The organism is Pseudomonas multiresinivorans (genome assembly GCF_012971725.1).
Taxonomy (GTDB): domain Bacteria; phylum Pseudomonadota; class Gammaproteobacteria; order Pseudomonadales; family Pseudomonadaceae; genus Pseudomonas; species Pseudomonas multiresinivorans.
Map to the genome: position 1 here is coordinate 357,342 of NZ_CP048833.1, position 12,993 is coordinate 370,334.

The window sequence follows — 12,993 nt, forward strand, 5'->3', positions numbered from 1 at the left end:
GATGTAGGGCGCATAACGCCTGCGGCGTTATCCGCCGCCATGGCGGATAACCCGTTCCGGGTTATGCGCCCTACGGTCGATAGGGTGCCACTCGCTAGACCCGCCCGGTCACCGGAATGCACGCGCCGGTGATCGCCGCCGCGTCTTCGGAGGCGAGGAACAGCAGGGTTGCCGCCAGTTGCTCCGGCCGCACCCAGCGGTCGAACTCGGCATCGGGCATGTCGGCCCGGTTCTGCGGGGTGTCGATGATGCTCGGCATCAGCGCGTTGACGGTGATGCGCGCGTCCTTCAGCTCTTCCGCCAGCGCTTCGGTCAGGCGCATGACGCCGGCCTTGGACGCCGCGTAGGCGCCCATGCCTAACGCCGCGCGGTTGGCCGCTGCGGCGGCGATATTGAGGATGCGTCCACGCCCACGCGCCTTCAGGTGGGCCAGCGCGGCCTGGCTGGTGACCACGGCGGTGCGCAGGTTGATGCGGTACATCAGGTCCCAGGTGTCGACGTCGCCGTCGGCCAGGGTTTCCCAGTGGAAGCCGCCGGCCACGTTGATCAGCGCATCGAGGCCGCCGAAATGCTCGTTGACCTGCTCCAGCGCCGCGCGGGCGGCGGCAGGATCGGTGAGGTCGATGCCGCCGATGGACAGCGCCCCGGCCTGTGGATAACGCGGCCCGACGGCACGGTCGAGCAGGGCGACCTGCCAGCCGGCGTCGGCGAACGCCTGGCCGACCACGCTGCCCAGATGGCCGAAGCCGCCGGTGATGGCGACGATCCTGTTCATAGGGTGCTTCCTCGCGAAGAAGTGGGAGGCGCACTTATAGGGTTAGCAGGCCCGGCGTGAAAGGTCGCGGGCGCCAGATGAGGGGACGGATCGGGACGGGGATTTCCGGGGAGATTCCGTGCTGGGCGTTCCCTCTCCCCAACCCTGGCTGCGCGCCCCGCTCCGAAGGGAGAGGGGGCTGTCTGCCGCAAGGTGGCATCGCGGTGTCAGCCGGAAAAATAGGATCTCTCTCCCTTTGGGAGAGGGCTGGGGTAAGGGGAACAGGCCCGCAGCGGAGCCAACCCCCAAACGCTTACTTCACCAATCGCGCATCCAGGCTGTTCTGCGCCAGCCGCTGCGCCTGCTCCCGGGTCATCCCCAGATGCTCGTGCAGGGCCTGGAAGTTCTCGGTGACGTAGCCGCCGAAGTAGGCCGGGTCGTCCGAGTTCACCGTCACCTTCACGCCGCGTTCGAGCATGTCGAGGATGTTGTGCTCGCGCATGTGGTCGAACACGCAGAGCTTGGTGTTGGACAGCGGGCAGACGGTCAGCGGGATCTGCTCGTCGATGATGCGCTGCATCAGGCGCTCGTCCTCGATGGCGCGCACACCGTGATCGATACGCTCGATCTTGAGCAGGTCCAGGGCTTCCCAGATGTATTCGGGCGGGCCTTCCTCGCCGGCGTGGGCAACGGTCAGGAAGCCTTCGCTGCGGGCGCGGTCGAACACGCGCTGGAACTTGCTCGGCGGGTGGCCGACTTCGGAGCTGTCCAGGCCGACGGCAATGAACGCATCGCGGAACGGCATGGCCTGGTCGAGGGTCTTGAATGCCTCTTCCTCGGACAGGTGGCGCAGGAAGCTGAGGATCAGGCCATGGCTGATGCCCAGTTGCTTCTCCCCGTCTTTCAGCGCGCCCTGGATGCCGCGCAGCACCACCTCGAAGGGAACACCACGGTCGGTGTGGGTCTGCGGGTCGAAGAAGGGTTCGACGTGAATGACGCTCTGCGCCTTGCACTTCTCCAGGTACGCCCAGGTCAGGTCGTAGAAGTCCTGCTCGGTGCGCAGCACGTCGGCGCCGGCGTAGTAGAGGTCGAGGAATTCCTGCAGGTTGTTGAACGCATAGGCCTGGCGCAGGCTCTCGACGTCGCCCCAGGGCAGGGCGATCTTGTTGCGCTCGGCCAGGGCGAACAGCAGCTCGGGCTCCAGCGAACCTTCCAGGTGCAGGTGCAGTTCGGCCTTGGGCAGGGCATTGAGCCAGTCGTACATGGGTGAGGTCTCGTTATGGTTGGATCAGGCGCCGACATTGGCACACAGGCTGACCCGGCAAGCAATTGGCAGCGGGGCAACAGGCCCCAGCATGCGTGGACAGAGATAATTCTGACGCAAAAGACAGATATCCGCGAAATCTTCCGACCGGCCCCCTTTCTAGAATCGCAGCACTTCCCCCACTGCGGCCCGTCCCATGAACAAGCCCCTGCTGGCCGTGCTGGCCCTGCTGCCATTTGCCCTGGCCGCCTGCGACTCTTCCTCCTCCTCCGACTTCCGCTACAACGAGGTGGTGACCCCGGCATTCCTGCATAACGTGCAGCGGATCGACCGGGACATGAGAAGACTGATCAAAGGCGATTTCGACTCCGGCCGTGCCGTCGCCGCGACGCGACCGGTGGAAAGCCCGGCCGGCCACATCGCCGAGCTCGAGCACGATCTCAACCAGGTGCAGCAACTGCAGCACGGTGAGGATGCCAGCCGCTTCGCCAGCAGCCTGTCGCGCTACTACGAACTGCAGATCGGCTACTACCAGAACCTCAGGCGTTATGCGGAAACCGGCGACAAGGCAAGGAAAGAGGCCCTTGCACAGGAACTCCACGACGCGTACCAGGCGTTGCATGTGCTGCCCGACCAGGTCCTCGCGGCGCAGAAGCAATTCCTTGAGCGCGCCAACCTGCCCCACTGAGCGAACGAGCCGCCCACGGCCATCAGCAGGTCGCTGGTGCGCCTCCGGTCCATTGCCTAAGATGGCGCTCTCGATCTCTTACGGAATGGACATCCCCCTCGATGCTGCGCGCGCTCAAAGAAGAAAAACTCCTCCTCCTCGCCCTGCTGGTGGCGATTGCGGTCTACCCGCTGGAGCACAGCCTGCTGGGTGGCGGCAAGATGCTCGCGGGGATCACCGCGACTGCGCTGCTGGCGGTGATCATCAGCGTCTCGCTGCGCGTGGCGCACCACGCCGAAATCCTTGCGGAGAAGGTCGGCGAGCCCTACGGCACCATGATCCTGACCCTGGCGGCGGTGCTGGTGGAGGTGGTGATCCTGGCGATCATGATGGGCCACAACCATTCCCCGACCCTGGCCCGCGACACCATCTACGCCGCGGTGATGCTCGACATGAACGGCATCCTCGGCCTGGCCGCGCTGCTCGGCGGGTTGAAGCACGGCGAGCAGTCGTACAACGACGACTCGGGCAAGACGTATGTGACCATGATCCTCACCGCCGTGGGCATCTCCATGGTGGTCCCTGAGCTGATCCCGGCCGAGCAGTGGAAGCTCTACTCCTTCTTCACCATCGGCTGCATGGTCATGCTTTACGCGCTGTTCCTGCGCATGCAGACCGGCCAGCACAGCTACTTCTTCAGCTACAACTACGCCACCCATGGCGAGCACGGCGAAGGCCACGAGGCGGCCGGCAACAGCAAGCAGTCCATGGCGCTGCTGGTGGTCGGCGTGGTGCTGATCGGCGCGCTGGCGGAGGTGATGTCCAAGGCCCTGGACGTCGGCCTGGAAGGCAGCGGCGTGCCGCCCATCGTGCCGGCGCTGCTGGTGGCGGCGATCTCCGCCAGCCCGGAAATCCTCACCGCCCTGCGCGCCGCCATGGCCAACCGCATGCAGCCGGTGGTCAATATCGCCCTGGGCGCGTCGCTGTCGACCGTGATCCTCACCGTGCCGGTGATCGAGGCCCTGGCGCTGTTCAAGGGCCAGCCGATCCAGATGGCGATGACCCCGCTGCAGACCGGCATGATGTTCATCACCCTGATGGTCGCCGGCTACAACCTGCATGATGGCAAGACCAACGCCATCGAGGGCATGACCCACTTCGTGCTGTTCGCCACCTTCCTGATGCTGTCGTTCATGGGACTCTGAACATGCTCAAGCTGTACCTCGCCGGCCCCGACGTGTTTCTCCCCGACGCCTTCGAGCAGGGCGAGCGGCTCAAGGCGCTGTGCGCCGAGTTCGGCGTGCAGGGGCTGTATCCACTGGACCACTCGGTACCCGAGGGCATCGTCGAGCCGGTGGAGCAGGCGCGCTGGATCTACCAGGCCAACCTCGAACTGATCCGCCAGGCCGACGTGGTGCTGGCCAATCTCAACCCGTTCCGCGGCGCCGAACCGGACAGCGGCACCGCCTTCGAACTGGGCTATGCCGCTGCGCTGGGCAAGCCGCTGTTCGGCTACATCGATGAAGGCGGCAGCTGCACCGAGCGCCTGCCTTGCGAATGGAAGGGTGACCAGCCGGGCCGCGATCGCGATGGCAACCAGATCGAGGGTTTCGGCCTGCCGCTGAACCTGATGCTCGGCGTGCCGGCGAAGATTGTCGTGGGCGGGCCCAGAGAAGCCCTGGAACTGCTGCGCAAGGAGCTGACGAGTCACCTGTAGGAGCGAGCTTGCTCGCGAACGGATTCTCCGGCGACTCCGCTGCGTAGGCGGTTCGCGAGCAAGCTCGCTCCTACCAAGAGCCAATCGCCGGAAACAAAAAAACGCGCCCGCGGGCGCGTTTTTCGTTTGGCTCGCAATGGCTGTCAGCGACGACCCTCGAGCTTGAAGAAGAACACCTTGGTCGCCTGGCGGGCGACGATCCGGCCACCGCTGACGCGGGGCTCGAAGCGCCACTTGTCCATGGCATCGCGCACGGCGTTGTCGAACATGCGCGGGGGCGAGGACTCCAGCACCTGGATATCGGCGATGCGGCCATCGCTGGTGATGGTGAACAGCACCTTCACCCGACCTTCGATGCCACGGTTCAGCGCCATGCGCGGGTAGACCGGCGGGTCCATGCGCAGCGGCTTGATGTCGCTGTCGTTCAGGCTGCCGGTGGGCAGGCCGGCGGGGCCCTGCGAACCGGTCGGTGCGGCCTGGGCGCCCTGGGTGAACTGGCCGACGGTCGGCGCGGCGGGCGGCGGCGGTGCAGCCGGGGTCGGCGGCGCGGCGGCTTCCTCGGCGGGCTCCGGGTCCGGCTCGGGCTTGGGTTTCGGCTTGGGCTTGGGCGACACCTTGGGCACGGCCTTCTCGACCGGCTTGGGTTTGGGCTTGGGCTTTTCCACCGGCTTGGGCGGCTCGATGGGCTTGGGCGGTTCGGGCTCCGGCGGAGGCGGAGTCGGCGCGGCAGCAGGTGGCTGCTGCACTTCCGGCTTGGGTGGCAGAGTGACGACACTCACCTGCATGGCCTTGGGCATCTCGCCGGCGCCCAGATTCAGTTCGGCCGGGGTCGGCATCACCCAGACCAGCGCGGCGACGATGGCCACGTGCATGGCAATCGCCAGGCCCGAGGACTTCCACCAGCCGCCGGGGGGCGGGGGCTGCTCGCCGTCTTCCACGCCTTCGACCGGCGCCGCGTAGGGAATCAGGACCTCTTCGGGAACCACTTCCTCGTCGCGGCGGGGGCCGGCACAACTGACGAGTCGCAGGGTGGCCTCATTCACGCGCTGGGCGTTCACGCTGGGCAAATGGGCGCCGTCATCCGCCGTGGCGGAAGTGAACAGCTGTTCCTCAGCGTCTACGGCTGGACTGGCGTCCGCCGCCTTGCGCGGTTGGGGTAACGACATGAGAAAGCCTGCGGGAAGAGTTCACGAAGCAGTATCTGCTGATAATTATTATCATTCACTAGTTACGCGAGGGCAACCTTATCTGTCAGATCGGTGCGATGGCGCAGCGTAAAAGGCCGTCCTGCAAGGCCTGCGGATCGACTTCGGCGGTCAGGATCAGCTCTATCCGGCTGTCCTTGCACCAGGCACTGGGCGTCCAGGGTGCCGGACCGACGGTACGGTTGCAGGCCAGCCAGGCACCTTCGCCGTGCAACACGGCCTTGGCCCGCAGCAGGCCGGGAACCCCGGCCAGCCAGGCGTCCAGCTCAGCCGTGCGGAAGCGCCAGTCACGGTGGAAGCGCCAGCCGACCGCCTGTCGGCCATCGTCCACGCGCACCTGGCGCAGCGGAGTTTCACGGCGCAACAGGATCGCAGGTTCACCAGGCGAGGCACCCTGCGGCAAATCAGCGCCGGCCGCTTCGACCGGCGCCCTCGGTAGCTCGCTCAGCGCCAGACGGCCTTGGGTCGTCCAATGCAATGGCACAGCCGGCAAGCGCGCCGCCAACGTCGCACGCACCACCTCATCCAACGCTTCGGACTTGTTCATCAACAGCATTGCCGCCTCGCCCAGCGCCTGCTGCTGCGCTTCGGGCAGGGGCTGGCCGACAGCCAGTGCGGCGGCGTCGAGCACCATCACCATCGGCTGCACGGCCAGTACGCCCTGCCAGGGCGCCGCACGCAGTTGCGCCAGCAGTTGCGCGGGATGGCCAAGGCCGGATGGCTCGATGAACAGTCGCTGCGGCCGCGCCTTGCGCAGCAGCCGGCCAAGGCCGACCTGAAACGGCGCGCCATTCACGCAGCACAGGCAGCCACCGGCGACTTCGCCCAGGGCGATGCCGTCCTCGTCGCGGGACAGCAGCGCGGCGTCGAGCCCTACCTGGCCGAATTCGTTGACCAGCACCGCCCAGCTTTCGCCTGCGGGACGTTGCGCCAGCAGGGACTGCAGCAGGCTGGTCTTGCCTGCCCCGAGGGGGCCGGCGATGAGATGAGTCGGGATCTGCTTCAACATTCGCCCATGGTGCCGCCTGACGCTCGCCGGGAAAAGCGCTAGAGTCGCGCCTTCCCCTCGCCACCCCGGATCGATCATGCGTCTGTTGCTGCCTTTTGCTCTTGCCTGCCTGCCCCTGCTCGCCCACGGCGAGGCCTGCGTGGTGCATACCCAGGGCAAGCAGGTCGACGTGAAGGTCTGCCAGCAGAACCGCACCATCCCGGAAAAACTCTTCCGCGAGGGTTTCTGCCAACCGCAGCTGAAGGACCAGAAGGTCGAGGTGACCTACGCCGAAAACTGCCCCAGCGGCGCCTTCGGCGTCTGCGAGAACGCCCAGACCCAGGGCGTGCCCTATCGCCAGGACATCCACTACTACGGGGTGGCCAGCGATGCGCGCATTCTCCAGCCGTTCTGCGAGCAGCAGAGCAACGGTCACTGGCGCAAACCCCAGTAACGGTCATCGCCCTGTCACACGCTTCGGGCCTACTGTCCCCGGGTACCTCACACCCTCCCGGCGCCCCACGCCGGACATGATCTTGGTGAATTGGGCCGCTCTCCCCGGGCGGCCTATTTTTTTGCCCGGGCGAAACCTCAACCCAACCAGTCGAGCGTGAGCAGCAGGCGGCGCTCGCCCGGTGCCGGCAACGGTGAGCGGTGGATGATGCCGGAGCCGAGATTGCCGGGCCATTTCTCGCCCTTGAACAGGCCTACGTCACCCGCCGCCATCTGGCGGATCTCCGCGCGGCTAGCCGGTTCGGCCGCCGCGTCGCCCAACCGCGCGCGGGCCATGGCCCACTCCTCCAGCCACTGGCTGGCGGGCCCCGAGTAGGTGGTGACCAGCCGCAGCGGTACGTGATCGACGTGGAAGCGCGGGCACATGGACTTGTCCAGGCTGCGCAGGCGCAGGCCGATGCGCTGCGCGCCGGTCAGGCAGGCGAAGGCTTCGGCCAGCCATTGCAGGTCGCTGCGAAACAGCGTGCAGCCATCAAGCATGGCGTACTCGCACAGCAGGTCGCCCAGTTCGACGCGCTCCTCGACCACCTCCAGGCTCTGCGTCAGGTCCAGCGGCTGGACGCTCAACCAACCGGCAAAGGTGCTGATTTCCGGGTACAGCGTGCGTTGCCAGACGGCCAGATTGACGTCTTCCTTGAGCACCTCGGCGAGCACCTGCGGATCGTCGCCAAGTACCTGCCGCGGCCAGGCCGGGGTTTCGAGGGCGAGCATCAGGCGCCGGCCTCCCAGGGTTCGAAGGGATCGGGCAGGCGCTTCCAGGCGGTGGTGCCGGCGGCCATTTCCTCGTCATCCAGCAGGCAATGATCCAATTCGCGGAAAAGCTGCTGGAAGTCCAGGTTCTGCCCGATGAATACCAGCTCCTGGCGGCAATCGCCGCTGTCCTCGCGCCAATGGCGCAGCACGCCCTGCAGCTCGGTGGTGTCCTGCGGCCAGTGCTCGCGCGGAACGAAGCGCCACCAGCGCCCAGCCAGGCCGTGGCGCATCAGGCCGCCGGCCTGGGACCAGTTGCCCGCCTCGCGGTAGCGGCTGGCGAGCCAGAAGAAACCCTTGGAGCGCAGCAGCCGTCCGTTGCTCCAGGGCTGGGCGAGGAAGTCATGGAAGCGCTGCGGGTGGAAGGGCCTGCGCGCCCGATAGACGCTGGAGGAAATGCCGTAGGCTTCCGTCTCCGGCAGGTGCTCGCCGCGCAGCTCCTTGAGCCAGCCCGGCGCTCGCTCGGCGCGCTGGAAGTCGAAGCGGCCGGTGTCGAGGATGCGCGCCAGCGGCACCTGGCCCATGACCATGGGCTGGATGTCGGCGTCGGGATTGAGCCTGCGCAGAATCGCCAGCAGCTCGTCGCGCTCGGCGCTGCCGATCAGGTCGATCTTGCTCACCAGGATCACATCGGCGAACTCCACCTGCTCCACCAGCAGGTCGCTGAGCGAGCGTTCGTCGTCCTCGCCGAGGGTTTCACCCCGTTCAGCGAGGCTGTCGGCGCCCTGGTAGTCGGCGAGGAAGTTCAACCCGTCGACCACCGTGACCAGGGTGTCCAGCCGCGCCAGGTCCGACAGGCTGCGGCCCTGCTCGTCGCGGAAGGTGAAGGTTTCCGCCACCGGCAGCGGCTCGGAAATACCGGTGGACTCGATCAGCAGGTAGTCGAAGCGGCCTTCGCCGGCGAGGCGGCTGACCTCTTCCAGCAGGTCCTCGCGCAAGGTGCAGCAGATACAACCGTTGCTCATCTCCACCAGGCGCTCCTGGCCGCGGTTGAGGCTCACGTCGCGCTGCACCTCGCGGCCGTCGATGTTGATTTCGCTCATGTCGTTGACGATGACCGCGACCTTGAGATTCTCGCGGTTCTTCAGGACGTGGTTGAGCAGCGTGCTCTTGCCGGCGCCAAGGAAGCCGGACAGCACAGTTACGGGAAGTGGCGCATTCATCACGGTGGGACTCCAGGGAAATCAGGCTTCGCGGACGTGCAGTTCGCGCCGTTCCTGGCGCTCCTTGGCCTCGATGCACAGCGAGGCGGTGGGGCGCAGCAGCAGGCGGCGCAGGCCGATCGGTTCGCCGGTTTCCTCGCACCAGCCGTAGTCGCCCCGGGCCAGGCGCTCCAGCGCCTGGTCGATCTTGTCGAGCAGCTTCTTCTCGCGCTCCAGCAGGCGCAGTTGCCACTGGCGCGCCTCCTCGCGGCTGGCGACATCGGCTTCGTCACTGGCCCGCTCGGTGTCCTGCAACGCCTGGAATTCCTCGTCGATGCGCCCTTGCAACTCGTCACGCTGGTCCAGCAGCAGCGCGCGGAAATAGCCCTGTTGCGCCTCGCTCATGTAGGCCTCGCCGGGCTGGGCGAGCAGTTCCTGTTCGGTCATGACCGTCTCCGGAAGGGAGTGATCTTTTATGTTATATTATAACAATGCATTGCCCGCAATCGGGAATCGACAACCGCCCGACGACGTGCGATACCGATGTTCCGCTCCACCCGCCCGCCGAGACCTTCGATGCTGCGCCGCGCCCTGCTGCTCTGCCTTTTCGCTCCCTTCGCCCACGCCAGCGGTTCCGCACCACTGCCTTTTCCCGGCGAGGAGCCGGCGCGCTGCGCCTGGTCGGCTTCGGTGCTGGCCTGCATGGACGGTTCGGGAAATCTCTACAGCGTCGCTACCCAGGGCCACGACACCTACCTGCGCGGCTTCGAGGCGAGCAGTGGCCGGCGCTGGGCGCAGACCGGCACGCGCTACGGCAGCCTGACCTTCTTCAGCGGAGTGGCCAGCGACGGCCAGGTGTGGGTCGGTACCAGCCGCGGCATCGGCTGGACCAACGTCAGCCGCTTCAGCAGCTCGTCAGGCGACAGCGCCCGGCTGACCTGCGGGCGTGTGAGCGGCTGCAAGCAGCAGGAGCGCTGAAGAACCCGTTGCGGGATTGTCGGGAAGCAAATACGTTATGTTATAACAATTGCCAACTGTGACCCACCCATGACCACCCTGCTTCCCGACATCGCCTGCCAATCCACCCGCCTGCCCATCCCGCTCGACTGGGTCGGCATGCAGGGCATCGCCGTGCCGCTGTGTATCGCCGGCGAGCGCGTCGCCGCATACGCCGACGCTGGTGTCAGCCTCGACGAAGCCGACGCGCGCGGCATCCACATGTCGCGTCTGTACCTGGCGCTGGAAGCACTGGCGGAAACAGAGCTTTCGCCGATGCTGCTACGTGACCTGCTCAGGCAGTTCCTGCGCAGCCACGCGCAGCTGTCCCGACACGCCAGCCTGGCACTGCGTTTCGAACTGATGCTGCAGCGCCCGGCGCTGGTCAGCCCGCTGAGCGGCTGGAAGCGCTACCCCTGCGAGATCCACGCGCAGCTGGAAGACGATGCGCTGCAACTGGAGCTGCGCTTGGCTCTGCCTTACTCCTCGACGTGCCCCTGCTCGGCGGCGCTGGCGCGCCAACTGATCCAGGAGCGTTTCGACAGCGACTTTGCCGGCAGCCCGCTGAAAGCCAGCGAGGTGCGTGCCTGGCTCGGCAGCCCGCAGGGTATAGTCGCCACGCCGCACAGCCAGCGCAGCGAGGCGCGGCTGCAGCTGCGACTCGCCCCGGCCGCGACGGCATTCGCTTTCAGCGAGCTGATCGACCACGCCGAAGACGCCCTCGGCACCGCCGTGCAGACGGCGGTGAAACGCGCCGACGAGCAGGCCTTCGCCCTGGCCAACGGGCAGAACCTGATGTTCTGCGAGGACGCCGCACGCCGGCTGCACCGGGCACTGGTGCAGCGGGAAGAGGTGTCGGGCTTCGAGGTGCGCGTGGTGCATGCGGAAAGCCTGCACGCCCACGATGCGGTGGCGGTGAGTCGCTGGGAACGCGACTAGGCGGCGAGGTCCAGCGCCAGGCGGATCTGGTCGCGGCACTGGATGCCGCTTTCGAAGATCGGCTCGGGGTAATGCCGCACGAAGTAATCCGGATCGATACCGACGATGCGGAAGCCTACCCGCTGGTACAGGCCAAGCTGCGCCAGGCTGGAATTGCCGGTGGCAATGGTCAGGCGCTGCAGCCCGGCTTCGCGCGCCTGCTCGATGGCAGCCAGCAACAGGCGCCGGCCCAGGCCACGCTCCTGCCATTCGTCTTCCACAGCGAGACTGGTGATCTCGGCGACGCCGGTTTCGCGCGGCGTCAGCGTGAGGACGCCGCGCACGGAGTCCGCCTCGTTCAGCGCCAGCAGGCGGGAGTCGTGCAGATAGCTCTCGATCTGCGCGCGACTGGGATCGGCCTTGAGCAACAGCGACCAGGGCGCCTGCGCGGGCGAGAGTTCGACGAGGGACAGGTCCGGGAAGAAATTCACCATGATTCATCTACCAAAGAGTCAGTGGGGACAGGGGGTTTAGCTCCCCGTGCTCCTCGATGCAAGCTTTTTGCCCCGCGCCAGAAACGCATCGAGCCCGCCGAAGCGGGCCCGATGCAGGGGCAGAAAAGACTCAGGAGTAGATATCGCGCCGGCTCCAGGGCACCTCCTGGCCGCCGTCCGCGTATGGCTTGCTGGCGAGAATCTGGTGCAGGTTGATCCAGCCCTTCCTGAAGCCATAGGCGCAACCGGCCAGGTACAGGCGCCAGATGCGCAGGGCCTGATCGGGCACCAGTTTCGCCGCCTCGGCCAGCTTCGCTTCAAGGTTGGCGCTCCAGAAGTCCAGGGTGCGCGCGTAGTGCAGGCGCAGGCCTTCGACGTCGACCACTTCCAGTCCCGCCTCGCTCATGCGCGCAACGGCCAGTGACAGGTGCGGCAGCTCACCATGGGGGAACACGTAGCGGTCGATGAAATCCCCGGCGCCGCGCCCCACCGGACGGCCGTCGGTATTGCTGGAGGTGATGCCGTGGTTCATCACCAGCCCGCCTGGCCGCACCGCGTCATACAGCTGCTGGAAGTAGAGCCCGAGGTTGGCGTGGCCGACGTGTTCGAACATGCCGACGCTCACTACCTTGTCGTAACGGCCATCGCGCGGCAGGTCGCGGTAATCCAGCAGTTCCAGCGTCACCTTGTCTTCCAGGCCCTCGGCCTTGACCCGCTCGCGGCCGAGCTTGAGCTGCTCCTCGCTGAGGGTGATGCCATGCACCTGTGCGCCAAATTCTCGCGCCGCCAGGCGCGCCAGCCCGCCCCAGCCGCAGCCGACATCGAGCAGCTTCTCGCCCGGTTTCAGCCGCAGCTTGCGGCACAGGTGGCGCAGCTTGGCCAACTGGGCCGTGGCCAGGTCCTCGGTACCGGTCTCGTAGTAGGCGCAGGAGTACACCATCTCCGGGTCGAGCCAGAGCTGGTAGAACGCATTGGACAGGTCGTAGTGGTAGTGGATGGCCTCGGCGTCGGTGGCCTTGTCGTGGCTTTCGCGCACGTAGTCGGCATCGCCGTCGTCGTCGCCCAGCGCGCTGCTCAGCGCATCGGCAGTGGCGATCACTTCCTGCATCGGCCCCTCGATGTCCATGCGACCCTCTACGTAGGCACGACCGAGAATATCGAGGCTGGGATGGGTGATCTCGGTCAGCAGGGTCGGATCGCGAACGACGAGCGTCACCTGCGGATCCGGCCCAAGGTCGAATGCCTGGGCCTCACCGATGCGGATGCGCAGCGGCAACTGCAGGGACAGCAACTCAGAGGGCAGGTTGGCGTTCATGCATACCTCCTGGTCACAGGGCTGGAAAACTATAGACCAGCGCACCCATAGTCTTCCCCTATGGCCTGGCCCGCCTAAAAACTATCGTGGCGCCGACCACCGCGGGACGTGCCGTTTCCTTTGTATTGGAGCCCGTTCCGAAGGATTGCGTTCCCGGAAAATCCACAGGCTGCAATGGAAGAATAGTTCGCTACGCAAGCGTAGCAGCCGATCCGGGAAGCATCGTTGCCAGCACCGAGATAGAGCCTTTACTGCCCCGCAACGATGACG

Annotated in this window: 14 protein-coding genes and 2 pseudogenes; 7 read left to right on the top strand and 9 right to left on the bottom strand. The window is 66.4% G+C overall.

The genetic code is table 11. The annotated features are described in order from the left end of the window. Positions 1-94: 94 nt before the first annotated feature. Together G4G71_RS01680 and G4G71_RS01685 are read right to left on the bottom strand one after the other, a co-directional pair. Positions 95-775 carry an SDR family NAD(P)-dependent oxidoreductase gene (locus G4G71_RS01680; RefSeq protein ID WP_169935154.1) on the bottom strand — a complete coding sequence of 227 codons (681 nt, stop codon included), beginning with the start codon at positions 773-775 and terminating at the stop codon, positions 95-97. 292 nt (positions 776-1,067) lie between these two features. Then, on the bottom strand, positions 1,068-2,018 hold the full coding sequence (locus tag G4G71_RS01685) for an adenosine deaminase (RefSeq protein WP_169935155.1): 951 nt from the start codon (positions 2,016-2,018) through the stop codon (positions 1,068-1,070). 196 nt (positions 2,019-2,214) lie between these two features. Here G4G71_RS01685 and G4G71_RS01690 point away from each other — a divergent pair, with 196 nt between their 5' ends. The 4 genes and pseudogenes from G4G71_RS01690 to G4G71_RS01700 all read left to right on the top strand — a co-directional run bounded on the left by G4G71_RS01690 (position 2,215) and on the right by G4G71_RS01700 (position 4,402). Continuing rightward, positions 2,215-2,706 carry a hypothetical protein gene (locus G4G71_RS01690; protein ID WP_169935156.1) on the top strand — a complete coding sequence of 164 codons (492 nt, stop codon included), beginning with the start codon at positions 2,215-2,217 and terminating at the stop codon, positions 2,704-2,706. Between the two features lie 101 nt (positions 2,707-2,807). After that, a pseudogene (locus G4G71_RS30140) lies at positions 2,808-3,396 on the top strand (calcium:cation antiporter); the annotation flags it as partial. A 59-nt stretch (positions 3,397-3,455) separates the two neighbouring features. Next, a pseudogene (locus tag G4G71_RS30145) lies at positions 3,456-3,890 on the top strand (calcium:cation antiporter); the annotation flags it as partial. Between the two features lie 2 nt (positions 3,891-3,892). Continuing rightward, a complete protein-coding gene (locus G4G71_RS01700; protein ID WP_169935158.1) occupies positions 3,893-4,402 on the top strand; it encodes a nucleoside 2-deoxyribosyltransferase in 510 nt (169 codons plus the stop codon). Between the two features lie 143 nt (positions 4,403-4,545). Here G4G71_RS01700 and G4G71_RS01705 read toward each other — a convergent pair whose 3' ends face one another. Both G4G71_RS01705 and G4G71_RS01710 read right to left on the bottom strand, forming a co-directional pair. After that, positions 4,546-5,568 (bottom strand): energy transducer TonB, encoded by a 1,023-nt coding sequence (locus tag G4G71_RS01705; RefSeq protein ID WP_169935159.1) that lies wholly within the window; start codon positions 5,566-5,568, stop codon positions 4,546-4,548. Between the two features lie 85 nt (positions 5,569-5,653). Further along, on the bottom strand, positions 5,654-6,616 hold the full coding sequence (locus tag G4G71_RS01710) for a CobW family GTP-binding protein (RefSeq protein WP_169935160.1): 963 nt from the start codon (positions 6,614-6,616) through the stop codon (positions 5,654-5,656). 76 nt (positions 6,617-6,692) lie between these two features. Here G4G71_RS01710 and G4G71_RS01715 point away from each other — a divergent pair, with 76 nt between their 5' ends. Continuing rightward, positions 6,693-7,049, top strand: a complete 357-nt coding sequence (locus tag G4G71_RS01715; protein ID WP_169935161.1) for an NADH:ubiquinone oxidoreductase — start codon at positions 6,693-6,695, stop codon at positions 7,047-7,049. A 137-nt stretch (positions 7,050-7,186) separates the two neighbouring features. On the opposite strand, the gene G4G71_RS01720 is transcribed toward G4G71_RS01715, so the two are convergent. Genes G4G71_RS01720 through dksA form a run of 3 tightly spaced genes read right to left on the bottom strand, consistent with a single transcriptional unit; the run spans position 7,187 to position 9,447 of the window. Further along, on the bottom strand, positions 7,187-7,819 hold the full coding sequence (locus G4G71_RS01720; RefSeq protein ID WP_169935162.1) for a DUF1826 domain-containing protein: 633 nt from the start codon (positions 7,817-7,819) through the stop codon (positions 7,187-7,189). Then, positions 7,819-9,021, bottom strand: coding sequence for a zinc metallochaperone GTPase ZigA (gene zigA, locus G4G71_RS01725; protein ID WP_169935163.1), 1,203 nt, complete (start codon positions 9,019-9,021; stop codon positions 7,819-7,821). The genes G4G71_RS01720 and zigA overlap by 1 nt, the downstream gene beginning before the upstream one ends. Positions 9,022-9,042: 21 nt before the next feature. Continuing rightward, positions 9,043-9,447: an RNA polymerase-binding protein DksA gene (gene dksA / locus G4G71_RS01730; RefSeq protein ID WP_024766818.1), complete on the bottom strand. Its 405-nt coding sequence runs from the start codon at positions 9,445-9,447 to the stop codon at positions 9,043-9,045. A 129-nt stretch (positions 9,448-9,576) separates the two neighbouring features. Between dksA and G4G71_RS01735 the strand changes: the two genes are divergently transcribed. Next, positions 9,577-9,978 carry a hypothetical protein gene (locus G4G71_RS01735; protein WP_065086381.1) on the top strand — a complete coding sequence of 134 codons (402 nt, stop codon included), beginning with the start codon at positions 9,577-9,579 and terminating at the stop codon, positions 9,976-9,978. Between the two features lie 69 nt (positions 9,979-10,047). Continuing rightward, entirely contained in the window at positions 10,048-10,935 is an 888-nt protein-coding gene (gene folE2 / locus G4G71_RS01740; RefSeq protein ID WP_169935164.1) for a GTP cyclohydrolase FolE2, read from the top strand. Here folE2 and G4G71_RS01745 read toward each other — a convergent pair. Next, positions 10,932-11,408: a GNAT family N-acetyltransferase gene (locus G4G71_RS01745; protein ID WP_169935165.1), complete on the bottom strand. Its 477-nt coding sequence runs from the start codon at positions 11,406-11,408 to the stop codon at positions 10,932-10,934. The two genes, folE2 and G4G71_RS01745, sit on opposite strands and share 4 nt — an antisense overlap. Positions 11,409-11,538: 130 nt before the next feature. Further along, positions 11,539-12,723, bottom strand: a complete 1,185-nt coding sequence (cfaB, locus tag G4G71_RS01750) for a C17 cyclopropane fatty acid synthase CfaB (protein WP_169935166.1) — start codon at positions 12,721-12,723, stop codon at positions 11,539-11,541. Positions 12,724-12,993 lie beyond the last annotated feature (270 nt).